At 47.5% G+C, this 15,549-nt stretch carries 9 protein-coding genes; 1 reads left to right on the top strand and 8 read right to left on the bottom strand.

The window, feature by feature from the left end; translation table 11 throughout:
* The 8 genes from SHEWPOL2_RS18970 to SHEWPOL2_RS19005 all read right to left on the bottom strand — a co-directional run.
* Positions 1 to 3,720 (bottom strand): VCBS domain-containing protein (locus SHEWPOL2_RS18970; RefSeq protein WP_037430689.1); only part of this gene is annotated, 3,720 nt, incomplete at its 3' end.
* A gap of 12 nt (positions 3,721 to 3,732) precedes the next feature.
* Complete coding sequence (locus SHEWPOL2_RS18975) at positions 3,733 to 5,058, bottom strand: HlyD family type I secretion periplasmic adaptor subunit (protein ID WP_050991409.1); 1,326 nt, start codon at positions 5,056 to 5,058, stop codon at positions 3,733 to 3,735.
* The gene (locus tag SHEWPOL2_RS18980; protein WP_037430690.1) at positions 5,051 to 7,135 is read right to left on the bottom strand and encodes an ATP-binding cassette domain-containing protein; all 2,085 of its coding nucleotides are present in this window, start codon (positions 7,133 to 7,135) and stop codon (positions 5,051 to 5,053) included. The genes SHEWPOL2_RS18975 and SHEWPOL2_RS18980 overlap by 8 nt, the downstream gene beginning before the upstream one ends.
* A 2-nt stretch (positions 7,136 to 7,137) precedes the next feature.
* Positions 7,138 to 8,787 (bottom strand): ABC transporter transmembrane domain-containing protein, encoded by a 1,650-nt coding sequence (locus SHEWPOL2_RS18985; protein WP_037430692.1) that lies wholly within the window; start codon positions 8,785 to 8,787, stop codon positions 7,138 to 7,140.
* An 814-nt stretch (positions 8,788 to 9,601) separates the two neighbouring features.
* Entirely contained in the window at positions 9,602 to 10,990 is a 1,389-nt protein-coding gene (locus SHEWPOL2_RS18990; protein ID WP_037430694.1) for a tetrathionate reductase family octaheme c-type cytochrome, read from the bottom strand.
* A 47-nt stretch (positions 10,991 to 11,037) separates the two neighbouring features.
* Positions 11,038 to 12,768, bottom strand: coding sequence for a DUF3373 domain-containing protein (locus SHEWPOL2_RS18995; RefSeq protein WP_037430695.1), 1,731 nt, complete (start codon positions 12,766 to 12,768; stop codon positions 11,038 to 11,040).
* Between the two features lie 178 nt (positions 12,769 to 12,946).
* Positions 12,947 to 13,276, bottom strand: coding sequence for a c-type cytochrome (locus SHEWPOL2_RS19000; RefSeq protein WP_011718452.1), 330 nt, complete (start codon positions 13,274 to 13,276; stop codon positions 12,947 to 12,949).
* A 493-nt stretch (positions 13,277 to 13,769) separates the two neighbouring features.
* A complete protein-coding gene (locus tag SHEWPOL2_RS19005) occupies positions 13,770 to 14,501 on the bottom strand; it encodes an SDR family oxidoreductase (protein ID WP_037430696.1) in 732 nt (243 codons plus the stop codon).
* Between the two features lie 161 nt (positions 14,502 to 14,662).
* Between SHEWPOL2_RS19005 and SHEWPOL2_RS19010 the strand changes: the two genes are divergently transcribed.
* Positions 14,663 to 15,502 carry a LysR family transcriptional regulator gene (locus SHEWPOL2_RS19010; protein WP_023266905.1) on the top strand — a complete coding sequence of 280 codons (840 nt, stop codon included), beginning with the start codon at positions 14,663 to 14,665 and terminating at the stop codon, positions 15,500 to 15,502.
* The last annotated feature ends 47 nt before the right edge of the window (positions 15,503 to 15,549 follow it).

Here is a 15,549-nt window from a genome sequence, read left to right on the forward strand (position 1 = left end):
GGCGCCATCGTTGCTGCCTGTGAGCGTAATCGTCAAATTCGCAGTGCTAGTTGCGCCAGCGCTGTCGGTCACGCTGACCGGAATGGTGAGCGTCTGCGTCTGGCCTGCGGCTAGATGTTGATAAGCCGCATTGGATGGATCGAAGCTGTAGCTGCCATCGGCGTTGAGCGTGAAGCCATCGACCGCATTGGCGAGACTGAAGGTAAGTGTGTCGCCGGTATCCACATCCGTAGCCACCATCTGGCCCGAGAGCAACGAGCCATCTTCGGTTACAGATTGGCTTTGCGCCGTGAGCACTGGCGCATCGTTCGTGCCGACGATATCGACGATAATCGTGTGAGTCGTGCCATCGGCGCTATGTACGTTGAAGTTTTCGTGCAGCATCACTCCTTCGCTGAGCTGCTGGATTTCTGGCTTACTGTTGTCGAGCTGGTAGCTCCATCGGCCGTCTGCACTCAGGCTAAAGTGGCCGTAAGTGCCAGCCGTGTCGGTCTGCGCTACGAAGTGTGCTTCACCATCGTCCACATCGGCCACAATGAGTTGGCCGGTGGTGATCTGGGCGTTGTCTTCTTTGGCACTGCCAGTGCTGACTCCGCCGATAGTCGCGCCATCGTTGCTGCCGTTGAGCTTGATTACTAAGTCCTGGATGCTGGTCGCACCAGCGGCATCGGTCACTGTGACTGGCATGGTGAGCGTCAGCGTCTGGCCGGCTGCCAGATGCTGGTAGCTGGCATGACTGGGGTCGAAGCGCCAACTGCCGTCGGTGTTGACTGTGAGACCATCCACTGGCTGCGCGATACTGAAGGTGAGCGTATCGCCACTGTCGGGATCGGTTGCGGTGAACTGCCCGGTGACCTGTGCGCCATCTTCTGTTGCGTTCACGGTCGCAATGTGGGTGAGCGTGGGGGCGTCGTTAGTGTTGCCCACATTCAGCACGAAGATGGTACTGACTTGTGCGCCGCTACCATCGGTGGCTGTGATAGTCACTTGCGAGGTGCCGACATCGCCATTGGTGGGCGTACCCGAGAAGGTGCCTGTAGCCGCATCGAAGTGCAGCCAGGCCGGCAAGCTGCCGGTGCTAAAAATCAATGTATCGCCGGTATCGATATCGGCAAAGGTGCCCGCAGGAATGCTGAAGCTGAAGGCAGTATCTTCCGTTGCAGTCGTTGTGACCAAGCTGTGAGTCACTACTGGTGCATCGTTGCTGCCCGTTATCGTCACTGTTAGTGTGTGGTTTGTGCCGTCTGCACTCGATATTGTCAGGCTATCAGTGAGGTGCTCACCGGTATTGAGCTGCTGAATAGCTGTTAGTGTGTTATTGGCTGTGTAGGTCCAGTTACCGGTAGCGTCTATGCTGAAATGTCCGTAGCCAGCACTGCCTGCGATATCGGTTAGTGCCGTGAACTGGGCTTGGCCTGCATCGGGATCGGTTATGGTTAGTGTGCCGTGTGCCTGTAATTGCCCATGCTGGACAGATTGATCCTCGATAAGCGTTGCCGTGTCGGTTCCACCGATAATCGCTTTATCATCAGCGCCTTTGATCAGGATCTCGATCTTTTGGCTCGTTCCATCCAACGCTTTTACAAACAGGGTTTCAGTTACGAATTCGCCATGTTTGAGAGCTTGTATGCTGGGATTGTTGTTGTCTGCTATGTAGGTCCAATGGCCATCACTATTGATAGATAATAGGCCGAATTGACCTTGGCGCTGTTCGGCTGCAAATCCTGCTCGCCCAGTATCGGGATTGCTGACCCAGAGTTGACCATCTGTATGGAGTCGTCCTTGAGAAAGGCGTTTGTCTTCAAATACTCTCACTACTGATGTGCCCCTAATCACAGAGTGATCATCGGTACCATTAATAGTGATGGAGATGGTTTGCTGTGTGCCATCTTGGGTTTGTACCACAAGGGTATCAGTGATGGATTCTCCGGTTTTGAGTGCTTGAATTGCCGTTTGCGAGTTATCTGCGATGTAGGTCCAGTGGCCTAATTCATCAATGGTGAGGGTGCCAAACTGACCAGATTGCTCGGTCGCTGTAAATAAGTGTGGTCCGTGGTCGTTATCTGTAATGGTAAGGTTGCCATTAGCTCTAAGCATGCCTTGGTATGTGTCACTATCTTCAGTGAGTGAGGCCGAGGTTGTACCTGATATTTCGGCCTTATCATCGGTCCCGTTAATCGTGACCGTGATGTTTTGCGCGGTACCATCGGCGCTGTGGATGATAAAAGTATCGGTTAGATGTTCACCCGATCTAAGGCTTTGAATGGTTGCTTGGGTGTTATCAGCATTGTAGATCCAATGGCCGTTTACATCGATCGTGAGATAGCCAAATTGTCCTTGTAATGAATCTGCCGAAAAATGCGCTTGATCCTTATCTGGATCTTGGATGCTTAATTGGCCTGATACCGTTAATTGACCGTTGATCGTCTGAGTATCTTCCGTCACTAAACCTGTCATCTCGCCTTGAATGATAGCGGCATCATCAGCGCCATTGATTTGAATACTGACTTGTTGGCTTACTGGATGGCCTGATTGATCGGTTGCGGTGACGGTAAAGGTTTCCGTCACCTGTTGGCCAGAGAATAGAGCAAGCGTGGCGTTTGCATGGTTATTTAGTTGGTATTGCCATTGGCCCGTGAGTGGATTGATGCTTAGTTGGCCATATTGACCTTGTCCATCAAGCACAGCCCAAGTGATTACATCGTTATGATCGGGATCGACACTGCGCAGTTGCCCCATCACTGTCTGCAAGGAGTCCGCCGCATTAATGCTAGCAAGGTGCGATCCTAAAATTTGGGGCAGATCGTTACTGCCTTCGACATCAATGATGATGAGAGTGCTTACTTGTTCGCCATTGAGACCGCTGACAGTAACCGTAAATTGTTCGGTTTGATGCTCACCTTCGGCTAATGCATCAGTGTTAGGCGCATTGTTATCGAGTTGGTAATGCCACTCGCCAGTGATTGGATCGATATCAAGGCGACCAAATTGGCCTTGATGTTCTGCGACTGTCCATTGGAGTGACGTTATTGCTTCACCATGGGCATTCAGTTTGCCTGAGATGCTCGCCGCAGGGGCATCTTCTTTAATAGATTGATGGGTGACTTGTTCGTCAATGCTCAGTGGTGTGTGGTGTTGCTCAGTGCTAATAATCGGAGGACGCACACTTTGAGTCAATGTGGTTCTCGCCATTGATACCGTTAATGCTGTCGGTTCAATCTGCTGCTTAATATCTCTAATTTCAGGGAGTTGACTGAGGGTAACAAGGGGAGGCTGTGTGTCGTCAAAATGCGGTCCTTGCCCTAAATGGGTTGATTCGCTCGAGCCATAATCTTGGAACTTAGGGAGGGTTTCAGCTGCATTTGCTTGCTGCTGTTGTTCTAGCAAGGTTTTTTCTGGATCAGTGCTCGCTGTCTGTACAGTTGAATGGCGGTTATCAATATCTGCCGTAGTCGATTGCGAATTCGATTTTTGCTCTGTCGATTGTTCGGTATTAGCAAGCTGCGTTGTAGCATGCGTGGCTAAGCGCCAAGACTGAGTTGCCACAATATCTGGGGTTGCAGAGTTTTTGACTTCGCTCTCTCTAAATTCCTTCGCCTTGAGCTTGGCGACATCTTTATCAAGTTTTTTAGCGGCAATTTCAGACTTTTTGGCGAGTTTTGCTGAAATTCGACTTTTACGTTTTGCGGTTGAGAGCGTTAATGGTTTTTTTGGGCTCATAGTTAGTGCTTCCTAGCGTTCACCAAAGGCTTCTGTCACATTGGTAAATACGGGTTTCCACAGGTATTGGAAGACGGTTTTATCCCCAGTGATAATATCCGCTTCACCTGTCATACCGGGGATCAGTTCCAACTTATCGGGTCGTTCGCCAAAGTAGGGCTTATCAATCGAGATTTGTACTTTATAAAAGACACCGCCTTTTTCATCTGCATCTGTGCTTGGGGAGATACGTTTGACGATCCCATCGAGTGCCCCGTAGCGACTGTAATCAAAAGCATCAATTTTTATGCGTGCTTTTTGTCCAACACTGACAAAGCCAATATCCCGAGGGGACAGTTTGGCCTCTAGGAGAGCTGTTGGCGTGGTGGGAACGATCACCGCAACGGTGCCTCCAGGTTGAATCACACTCCCTGATGAGGTGTTAGGAATCGATTGAATAATGCCATCAACGGGGGAGGTGATGGTGTTTTGTTGCACCTGCGAATCGGAGGATTTTAAACGTGCCGTAATCCCCAATAATTCAGCTTGTGCATCTGTGCGTGCTTCACCCACTTCTTTAAATAATGTGGCTTCCTTTTGCTCCAACTGTCGTTGAAGGTTTTCAATATCCCGCGCCAATACTTGCTGTTTACCTTCCATACCTTTTAGCTCACGTATATAGGAATCTAATTTTTGTTGAGATTCCAACATCGTGAGCTTAGAGACTGCCTGCGATTCTTTGATGGACTCCATCATATTGATGGTTTGTTGGGCCGAATTTATTTGATGTTTCAGTGGCGGAATTTCTTGCTCAAGACTTGCTAGCTCAGCCTGAGATTTAGCGATTTCAGCGAGAGAAGATTGAATGATGGCTTGTTTTTCATTATTCATCCGTTCGAGATCACTAATATGTCCTTTCACAAGATTGGGATGACTTTCAACATAGGCATCAAAGTTGGCTTCTCTTGACTCGATAAAAGCACTGTAACGCTCAATTTTGAGCACTAGATTAGCTTGTTTACTTTCCAGCTCTTCAGCGGCAGCTTGGCTATCAATAGCGATAAAGTTGGCGAGAACATCACCTTTTTTCACTAAATCTCCTTCAGAAACCAAGATAGAGGCTAAGGTTCCTCCAGAAAAACTTTGAATCACTTGTTGATGTCCAAGGGGGATAACTTGGCCTTTCGCTTTGGCAATTTCTTCAATATCGGTGAGCAGTGACCAAACAAACATAACGAACACTGAACCCGCAATAAAATAAGTGATTTGTTTGACGATGCGTTTTTCAGCTGGTGTTTCAATGGCTTGAGTGAACTCATGTTCTGGCAAAGAACGATGGTTAAGTTGACGATCATTCATTGAGAGTTATCTCCATACTAGCCATTAATTGGGTTTCATCGCTTGCTGTGGGTTTGTTTGGAATAGGGCCGGCATAAACCACTGTGCCTTTATTTAAGATAACGACCTTATCAGCGTGCTGGATCAGTTCTTGATCATGGCTAGTAAACAAAATCGTCGTTTTGCCCTTTAACTTGGTTAAGGTTTCGATAAAGGTTTTTTTCGCAAAAGGATTGCGATTGGCTATGGGTTCATCCATGACAAGCAAAGGTGATTTTTTTAACAGAGCTCGAGCCAGGCTGATATAGCCGCTACCAACCACCGAAAACATATTGGCCCCCTGTGCGGATAAACTGCGATGTAAATCGCCACCGAGCACCTCTTTTAAAGCGTCGCCTCCAGCCTCATACAGGGCTTGGCATAACTCCTCATCGGTGGCATCGGGTTTCGCCAAACGTAAGTTGTCTGCTAACGATCCTGGCAGTAACTCGGTGTGGGTTGGGCTGAATGCGGCCCATTGGCGTAAAGCTTCGGGATCAAATTGTTTCAGGTTTTTGCCATCTAAAGTCACAAAGCCGGCCTGTGTATCAATCACGCCTATAGCTGCCAGCAATAAGGTCGTTTTACCACTGCCATTCGGACCGATGATGGCGACGGTCTCTCCTGCTTCTACATCAAATGTGACGCCAGAGAGTGCAGGCTCTGCTTCTGCAGTGTAGCGAAGGGTGACATGTTTAAAGCTAAGTGATGGCGCTTTATTTAAGTTGGGTCCATCGAGTCGGAGTTGATTAAATTCGGTCGTTACTTCCATAAAACGATCAAACTGGGTGATAGTGTTGGTTATCATGTTAATTTTAGGCATAGAAGAAAATGCTAATTGAGCAGGGCCTGTAATGCGCCAAATTAACATACCACAGGCGATTAACGCGCCGGGTGATATGCTTTGATTTAACACTAAAAAAATGCCACAAAACACGGTAACTAAGGCTGTCATTAGCCCCATAGCATGGGCAACTGCCGCATTAAGTCCATTACGTTTGGCATATATAAACTGTTGACGGCAGTGCTCGCGGCAGCGACGGATAAAATCCGCGTACCAGCCTTCGGTTTCCCCTGCGGTTTTGAGCTCTAATACATTCTTGGCTAGTTCATTGAGGCTGTTTTGGTAGTCACTGCTGATGGTTGGGCTGGCGGCTTGGGTAAAACGGTTTAGGGCTTTCATGACGAGGTAAAACAGAATGAGCATACAAAGTGGCACTAATACTAACCAACCACTGAGAACGGTGATGGCAATTAGCGCCACTATCGTAAAGGGCAAATCAATCAGCCCGGCTCCGCTGGGGCCAGACAGCAATCCTCTCACCTTTTCGGCATTACGAAGTCGTGCCAAATGATTCGATAGTCCCACTCGGGATAACATCATCAAGGGCATACTGAGGAGTTGATTAAAGGATACGGCTGACAGATCTCGCGCTAATTTATTGCTTGCACTGGCCAGCACTTTGGCGCGCAGCAATCGGCTTGCAATAAAAATGCTTAAGGCAAGCAATGCACCTATTGCGATCCCCGGCAAAATATCAGGGGCTTGTCCTCCTATCACTCTGTCGTATACCGCCATTGTAAAAAGCGGTATCGCTAATCCGGTTAAGCTGGAGATAAGGCTTAATAAAAAAACGGGTTTGAACCACTTTTTTTGCTGCTTAAACTGGCTGGCAAAGCGACTCCTTTTTTGATTGATAGATGGCAGGCTATTAATAATAAAAACTTTTCCATCAGAAGGGAGTGTGAGTGGCTGCCATTGTTGGTGTGGACCTAAATACTCAAAGGTATGATGGTTGCGCCGTCCTATCTGCGGTTCTCCCTCTTCAGGTAGGAGCAGGAAAGGATAGATTGTATGGCTGAGCATTTCAGGATCAATAGAGCGTAGGTCGGCCACAACATGATGTTTTTTGAATAAAACATACGCATCTAAGTAACTCGCATCATCGACTAACGCGCTGCGTTCAATATTCTTAGCTTGGGCATTAAGTCCTAGTTGATTAAATAGTGTGACTAATAGGGATTTTAAATTTGGGACAGACTGCGCTTGGTTATGCATTGCTAAAGTTCCCCATTTGACGACATAGTTGCATCCCCTTGCGATGAAATATGGATACGATAGTCACTGATCGCCGTAATTTCCGTAAAATAGGAGGCCACAATGAGGGTTATGTGGTTTTTGAGTTCGAGTAACAAAGCGAGTAGGCGTTGCTGGGAGTCTGCATCGAGGGAGACCATAGGCTCGTCGAGTAACAGTATCGAAGGGGATTGTGCAAGCGCTCTGACAATGGTGATGAGTTTGATAGCCCCTTGATTGAGCATTTGGTTGTCATTATTACCCACTAAGGTTTGATAACCCGCAGGTAACTGCGCAATCGTGGCAGATAAGCCCAGTTTGTCTGCGAGAACCATGGCATAGGCTTCTCGCTCATGGCGAAACAGAGTCAGGTTATCCAAAATCGATCCTGCAAATAACGTTGCCCATGGCGGCACATAGCTAATAGATTGACGATACTCAAGCGGGTCATGTTCAGTCAGTGGGATAGAGTCGATTTTGATCGTCCCCTCAGATACTTGATGATAACCGCCCACGGTACTTAATAGTAAACTGGCATGTGTGAGTGGATTTGACGTGACAGTGACAAGGCTACCCGCGGGGATTGTCAGGTTAATGTGTTTAAGCTTTGCCCCTGTTTGTTGTGCTGATACCTGTTCAAATTCAATAGGGCCTGAGGGTAATTTTTGGTGGTAAACCTGAGTGCCATTCAAGGATTCTGGCGGCGAGGCTATGATTTCATTAACATCCTGCATCGCAGACTGAGCGGTAACAAACTTTGCTTTTAAACTGCCGATTGCACTTAAGGGCGCTACGGCTCTGCCTGCAAGGATTGAACATGCCGCTAATCCCCCTGTTGTTAGATCGCCATTTAAGACTTCAAAACAGCCAATCAGCACCAGTGCCAGTGTGGTGGCCTGCGAGGCCCCCTGGATCCATTCTTGTAACTTGGATGATAGCCAATCAACCTCATTTTGCTGCGCTAACCTTTGGTAGTTGATTTTTTTGTAGGCATAAGTAATTCGCGATTCTAACGCTAGGGACTTTGCAGTCGTTAAGCCTGATAAGACTAAAATGAGTAAACGGGTTCGTTCATCATCGCTGATGGCGAGTTCTCGGGTGGCGACGGAGAGTTTTTTGCCTATTTGCCACACGCCAATACCTGCTATCCCCCAAACCAGTATGGGGATAAAGACTAAAGGCCCACCAATATAGGCAACTAAGGCTAAAAATATGATAACAAATGGAAAATCCATTAAGGCAACAGCAGCTTGCCCTGAGTAAATCTCCCGCATGGTTGCAATACTGGTGATACCTTGGAGTATTTTGCCTGATCCTAATTGCTCAACGTGATGGTAATCCGCCTTCATTAGTCGGTCGACAAATTGAGTGGTGGTTTGCAGTTCATAATTTGAAGCATTGAGAGCAAGCAACCAACTGCGTGTATAGCGCAACAACAGCTCTAGTAGTATGGCGATCCCAACGCCAATTGCTAATACACTGGCAGTACCATAGGCTTCATTGGGTAAAATCCGGTCATAGATTTGTAGCATGGTGAATGGTAATGCCAGTGACAGCACATTAATCAGGGTGGATGAAAGCAAAAGCTCGGAAAATGATTTGTGCTGTGCCAATAGACGTAAAGACTCGATCATGTTTCATACACCTTAATATAGCATTACATTCATCACGAAAATCAGAACCGCAACTACATCCTAATTAACACTATCATTAACAATTTGTTGTGTACAACATCAAGTAAGTGAATTTTATTACTTATTTAGCTTAGTCTTAATATGTTGATTTTGAATAATTGTTAATGTTTTGTTTTTCTCGTGTTTGCTGTTGTCATGGTGTTTTCAGTGATGTTAGACAGTTTCATCATGGTTTGTAGTGATAGTGGGGGATGAACAAGTTATGGTGCAAAATAAAGTAGGCGATTATTTTTCTCGTCGGGTTTGCATTCGGATTGGTGCTAGCAAAAGGCGGGGATTGCATCATCGCTAATAGAGCGTTATCGCGCTAGATTAGAAGAGGCTTGCAACTCAATTTCAAAGGTATATGACTTAATCAACTCGACAACGACTGGAAATGCCTCGTTTAGACACTATTGTGACTTCTACCGCTGAATGAGAACGTCTCTTTAAACAGAAAACCTTTGACTCTAGTTTTGTCCACTGACCGCAATTTATAAAGATAACCAATTCATCTAGCCGTATGTCGTAACACTCTAGGATTAAACGGTCTTGAAAGTCGTAGGGCGAGATAAAATGTAAGTCAGGCGGTGGTGACATCATACTCACTCAGGCAAGTCACGAATTTGTTGGTTGCATTTACTCATCTATTAACTCGAATTAAGGCGAGGTAGTGAGGTAAAAAGAGAGCTTAGCCAACGGCATCAGCTCTCGAAGGTTGCAGGGGAGCGATAATCGCTTTAGCCTCGGATAGGCTTTCAGCGAGTCAGTACGATTATTGTTGTTTGTGTTTAGGGCCTTGTTTGTTTTTCATCGGGTCACCTTGATAGCCCAAGGCTTGCCAATCGAGGCGAGTGCCTTTGTTGTGGCAATCATTACAATTAAGCGCTTGTTCTTTTGGTGAGACCATGTGGTTGATCCGCCACCACATTTCGGTGGCGGCAAAGTCATATTCACCACTGTATTTGATGCCTTTTTCAATCATGGTGGTGTTAACCTCCATGCCCAGTTTCGCCGCTAAATTCCAATCAAACTCGCTCCAATATCCGCCTTTGCCGTAGGTTTTTGGGGTGATAAAGATATTGAGTTTTTTGTCGTAAATCTGCTTACCTGTATGTACTTTAAAGGGATAAATCTTGGCTTTAGCATCGTTAATATCGCCCATAGGGTAGGTCAGTTTAGTAACGACTTTCGGGTCCATCTTGTCCCCCGCCATATAAGCGTTAGCCGTGCCGTTGTACCAAGCGTACTGTGGCTTGACCATTTTTTCCCACACAAAGTCACCCTTTTTCTTCTGATAGGTGTGTTTGCCGTATTGATCTACGGTCTCAGGTTTATCATCGCCCGCAGTTGACCAATCCCAGTGCATCTTGGTGGGCTCATTCTTAGCGAAGAATGGAATATGGCAGGTTTGGCAGGCCACGGTTGCGGTATGGGTATTAAGCTTTTTGTTGCTGTGCGGCGCGCTCTCGTGGCAGTTTTCACAACCAATGTGGTCGATGCCGCCTGGGGAGACGCCCATAGCATTACCCGAGATTTGATGTTTTTCAGTGGTATGGCAGTTTTGGCATTGGAAGTTATTACCGTCGCTGTCCATGTGTACATCGGTGGCTTTATCGGGATAGGCCATAGAAGAGTCGAGATCCCCGTGCTTGACCGCATCACCACCGCCACCATAGAAATGGCAGCTACCGCAGTTATCCCGCACGGGTTCACCGACGTTTTGCGCGATCTTCGCCAGATCGAGTTTCGCCATAGGCTCGCCTGCACCAGCGGGGTCTTTCACATAGGTGCCTGTGGTGTCGTGGCAGACAAGACAGTCCACTTTAGTTTTGTCTTTAAAGTCAAAAGTGTTGTCCTTCCAGCCATAGCCTGCGTGACAGCTAGTGCAGCGAGGCTCGTTGCTGGAAATTGACACACAGAAGTTATTGATACTGTTTTTCTTACCGCGTAATACGGTTCTATCGGGGAGCTTTTGTTCTAATTCCCATGTCCAGTGGGAGGTTTTCATCATGTCTGTGGCTTGTTCTTCGTGGCAGGTTAAACACTGAGTCGTGACTTCAGAACCTGTGGCGAAGGGGCCTTTAAGGACGTCTTTATGGGGATTGGCAGCCTGCGCTTGCAACGCCATACCCGCTAAGGCAATAACAATGAGTTTTTTCATTCTGTACTCCTGCCCTCGGCGATACCGAGGGCTGAATGGCGTCTAGGTTAGAAGTTGATAGTCAGTGAGGCGTTTACATCGAAGGCCTTATCGACCACAGGCAGCATTGAGTAGGCTGAGCCCGCTAACACGTCATCGATTTTTTGTGGTGCGCCTACAGGCGTGCCGCTACCTGTGTATTCGTAGTCGTAGTAGAGTCCGGCCAGTTTGATAAACATCTTGGGATTGATATCAAAGATGTAATAGGCTTCGCCAACGTGGCCACGGGTGGCTAACTTGCTGCCAATAGGGTCATCTTGAGCTTGAGTGAAGGGCGTCCAGTATTCGGAACCATAGTTATATTCCAAGCCAAACTTGCCGTAGGGCGCGGGGATTTGAATACCCACATAAATGCCATAACCATCTTTGGTCTCAGTATCATCGCTGGTTTTCGGCACCATGATGATTTCGGTCCCTGTGCTGTTGAGTTCCGCTTCAAACACCGCATCGGATAACATGCCGCCGAACATGCCGGCATTGCCATTTGGCTCTGCGCGCGTCCAGCCTAGTGATGCAAACCATTTGATATCGTTAGCTTCTTCCCGTGCAAAGCCAATGCCGCCAAGGTACATATCACCAATGACGCCGCTAGGTTGCACTCGGGTGACAAAGTTAAAGTTGTCAAACTTTTGCATATCCTGGTACATGGTGGGAGCAAAAATCCCCGCCAGTTGGGTCGGGAAGGCCATTGTGCCTTTAAAGCCATCGTTGACGTCCTTGGCACCAAACAGGGTAAATTGCAGGAAGTTAGTACCATCGTTAATGGCATCGATATTAAAGCCGCCGAGGTGAGTATCTTTGGTAACGATATCGCCAAACATTTCGCCATTACCCCATTGGGATTCAAAGCCTTGGCCATAACAGAAGCGAACCACTTGTCCTTCAATTCCAGTGATTTCCCCTAGGTTGTAGCCTAAGGTGGCACCGTCGAAGTTAAAGTTAACTAAATGGCCTGAAGGCGTGCCGCCACGCAGTTCGTTTTCACGGTAGTGGCTTGGTGGGCCATAGGTGGATGGGCGGCGGCCTATGGAGAGGTAAAACTCGGAGCCGTTGATGTTTTTCCAGTCGAAATAGGCGCGCTCGACCCGCAGCCAGTCACCGCTGGTGTTACCGCTGCTGGTGCCATCCATTGTGAATGAGCGCCAAGAGTCGAACACTTGTACGCCGGTGGAGTCGCCCCAGTTTTTGTACATGCTCAGACGACCGGCAAAGCTGACGTTATCCCATACCTTGGCTTTAAGATTTAACCGCAGGCGAGTGGTATAAAAGATATCGTTATCAATATCTTGGATATGTTGCTGCGCCAGTACATAGGGCATCACACCCTGTAACATGCCATTTTGAAAGGCGGCGGCCAGATCTGGATTGGCTTGCATCATCTGGCCGAGTGGTGAGTTAGGATCGTTTGGCATCCCAAAGGCGCCGGACATGGCCTTGGCGCCAAAGTCATTAAAGTCCACCTTAATGGCGGGGTTCCAAACAACATCGCGGTAATGCAGTGAGTGGGCCTTGGTTCTAAAATCTCCGGTGATTTCAAGGCGGTCTAACGATGTGTGGCGTTCGGTTTTATCGACGCGGCTATTGAGTTCATCGAGCTGTTCGGTGATATCGACCAGTTGTTGTTTCAGCTCGGCCATTTTTTGGGTGTCGGCTGGTGTTTCGTTCGCTGCGGCAAAGGTTTGGCCGGACATAAACAGCGCATTAGCAACCAATATCGAAATGAGTGTACGTGTACGCATAGGGTTTCTCCCTGAGTGTTCCGCTGGCACTGGCTCAAGGCTCTGTGCCAAATTTACCCAACAGGAGGCCCTGAGGTGTGCTCCCCATTTTTCTCTTATTGGGCTTGGATTTTATTTCAATGGGTTAACTTGCAGTTGCAGGCCTGCGGTTATCCCTTTGATTTAGGCTTAGCAGCAATTAACCGCAGGTTTGCGGTTGCTCCGAGTCGGCGGCATGGTCATACAGGAATTGCTGTATATCTTTGAGATCTTGCTCGGTGAGGCCGTTGAATACCTCTGGTTTGAGTTTGTGTTTATCTTTGTCGAAAAAACGATCCCATTGGCTCATGGTTTTGCTCATTGGGGTTAGCTCGCCACCTTCACCACCTTGGCTATGGCAGGCTTTACATTCTTTTTTATAAAGGTGCTTCCCCTTTTTAGGATTACCCCCTTCGGCGGCATAGGCTTGAAGGCCTAAGCTGCTAATTAGTGCGACGGCGATTGCGATCTTAGTTGAAGTTTTCATCATCTCATCCTTTCTTAATTGTCATTCACATGACTTTGTTGGTGGAATGTGTCTATTGCTTCCACCTTGTGAATAAATTTATCAAAGGTGATGGGATGTTTATTTGAGGTATATCACCTCCATTAAAAAAATCTAATTGATAAAAATTTCATTGATAAAAATCTAATTGACTGATGAGGGCGTGACTTTGACAGATATTTACATCTGCAAAAACAACAGGTTGTTTTTGCAGCTAAATTAGTATGTTGTGTAGTAGGGTAGGTTTAAGGTTGTAAAGGTCTGAAAATGGATAGTGATCGAGTTAACACTTTGTAAAATTTGCGATCGCTAAAGTAGTCGTTCGGAATGATTTAGCTCCATTTTTGCTGTGTGGAGGGGGAGGTTTTTGCCGCTAGGCGTTGAGCACACTCGGTCGATTTTTATATTTTTAAACGCAGTGGCACTCGCACACTGCGTTTTACCCATGACTATAGCGAGGTCGTGCCAAGCACGTTGCTTAAGGTTGCTGGCGTGTTGGCGCTAACACTATCTCACGCACACAGACATTTTGCGGTTGTTGCCAAGCAAATAATGCTGCTGCGGCAACGTTTTCCGGGGCGATCACACCGCCCATTTGTACTTTCCAATCTTGGTAGCCAGCTTTGATAGCATCATCCGTGGTGTGGCTTAATAGTTCTGTCTCGACCGCTCCTGGCGCAATGGTGATTAGGCGTACATCGTCCATTGCGACTTCTTCGCGGATGTTTTCGGTTAAGGCATGCACGGCAAATTTTGTCGCGCAATAAGCCGCATGGTTGGGGAAGGTCTTACGTCCCGCCACTGAGCTGATATTGATAATGGTGCCGGTTTTGCGCGCCTTCATTCCGGCTAAAACCGCATGGATACCATTGAGCACGCCCATCACATTGATATTGAGCATGCGGCTCCACTCGTTGGGATTTTGGGTATCGATTTGCCCAAGCAACATGACGCCCGCGTTATTGATAAGGCAACCGGCAGGGCCAAATTGTGCTTCCGCTTGGTTAATGGCGGCCTTGATAGCGTCTGCATCGGTTACATCAACGCTGATGGATAAACTGTTTGGTAAAGCAAGAGCTTGCATTGCCTTGACTCGGCGCGCTAACAGTAAGAGTGGGTGTCCTGCGGCGCTAAATTGTTTGGCGATGGCGGCTCCTATGCCCGATGAGGCGCCAGTGATCACAACGAGGGGCTGAGTAGTATTTGTCATTTGTCATTCCTATCTTTGTAAGCGTTAAATGGGGTTGATTGATGAATCTCTAACTTTGACGTCAGTATAAGTGGCGGTTTTTGGACTGAAAAATACTTATTTCCACTGAATATGATAGGCTTTACCTATGACAGCATGCTGAGAAGATAAGGTGACGGCAAATGGTTGATTTACGCCTATTAAGGTTTTTTATCGCAATTTATGAAGAAAACAATATTACCGCGGCGGCAACACGTTGTTATGTCAGCCAGCCCTCGCTCTCTGCTGGGCTTAAACAGTTAGAGGAAGAGCTTGGCGGCGCCTTATTCGAGCGCAGTAAAAAGGGCGTAAAAGCTTTGGATAGTGCCCATTATCTGTATCCGCTGGCGGTTAAGTTGGTGGAGGAGGCCAGTAAATTACCCGCTCTATTTATGGCAAAAGCGAGTCGACAAAAGTTGCGCTTAGCCGTGATGCCCGATCTGAGTCAGCGTCGTCTTGCAGGGTTATTAACTCAAATCAATCAGGCGATTAGCCATTTAGATTTAGAGCTGGTGGATTATCAAAGCCCTGCGGATTGCAGGTTAACCTTAGACAGTTTACGCCATGAGGATGAAGTGTTTTTTCCGTTATGGGAGGAGGACTATGTGCTGTGTGTGCCGAGTGAGCATAGGCTTGCGCAGCTCAGCAGTATTCGCCCCGAAGAATTAAGCCAGTATGACTTTATTGAGTGCCCACCCTGCGAGGCGCACCAGCAAACCATAGGCTTACTCGCCTGCAGCAATTTGTCGCTCAATTTGGTGGCGAAGGCGGAATCTAAGTCTTTAGTGATGTCGCTGGTTCTGGCGGGATTTGGGGTGAGTTTTCTCCCCGATGGATTAATCGAAGACGAGCCTCGGCTTAAACAGATTAAATTCGATGGGCCTCGGATGTTTCGCCGTATTGGTTTGTGCTATCCATCCCATCAAACTGTTGCGCCAACGTTGGCAACATTGCTGCGGCATTTGAGCAAAACCACGGCTTAAGCCGTCGTTTTTAATAATAGGGTTTGGCCAAACGGCTAAACCCTAGC

The sequence above is a fragment of the Shewanella sp. POL2 genome (genome assembly GCF_000282755.1).
Classification (GTDB): domain Bacteria; phylum Pseudomonadota; class Gammaproteobacteria; order Enterobacterales; family Shewanellaceae; genus Shewanella; species Shewanella xiamenensis.